The sequence below is a fragment of the Acinetobacter gerneri DSM 14967 = CIP 107464 = MTCC 9824 genome, from assembly GCF_000368565.1.
In the GTDB taxonomy this organism is placed as follows: Bacteria; Pseudomonadota; Gammaproteobacteria; order Pseudomonadales; family Moraxellaceae; genus Acinetobacter; species Acinetobacter gerneri.
This window is the reverse complement of the sequence record NZ_KB849544.1, coordinates 769587-770146: the sequence shown is the minus strand read 5'-3', so window position 1 is coordinate 770146 and position 560 is coordinate 769587. Positions and strand designations below refer to the sequence as shown.

Annotated in this window: 1 protein-coding gene; it reads left to right on the top strand. The window is 42.1% G+C overall.

From position 1 onward, the window contains the following. Positions 1 to 560: Ig-like domain-containing protein (locus tag F960_RS22835; protein ID WP_004866741.1), on the top strand; the 560-nt coding region annotated here is incomplete at both ends.

The following is a 560-nucleotide window of genomic DNA, read 5'->3' as shown; positions in this document are numbered from 1 at the left end:
GATGGTAAGCCAGTAGATTCTATCTATGATCCAGTTGCTGGAACATTAACCCCAGTTAATCCAATTGGTGAAGGTAATCATGATCTGAGCTATACATTGACAGATATTGCGGGTAATGAAAGTGTAGCAAGTGACCCGATCCAAGTGATTATCGATGTAACGGCACCAGCGAAACCTACAACACCAACAGAGTTTGTTGATGATGCAGGTTCAAAACAAGGTGATTTCCCTACAGGTACAACAACCGATGATACGACACCAAGTATTATTGTAGGTACATTGCCAACAGATGAAAAACCAACGCTTTATGTAGATGGCAAGCCAGTAGACTCTGTCTACGATCCTGTTGCTGGAACATTAACCCCAGTTGATCCGATGATTGAAGGTGAGCATGATCTGAGCTATACATTGACAGATATTGCTGGCAATGAAAGTTTGCCAAGTGATCCAATCCAAGTGATTGTAGATACGAAGGCCCCAACTCAACCAACTGCACCAACAGAATATGTTGATAATGTTGATCCAGTGCAAGGTACATTTGCATCAGGCACTACAACTAA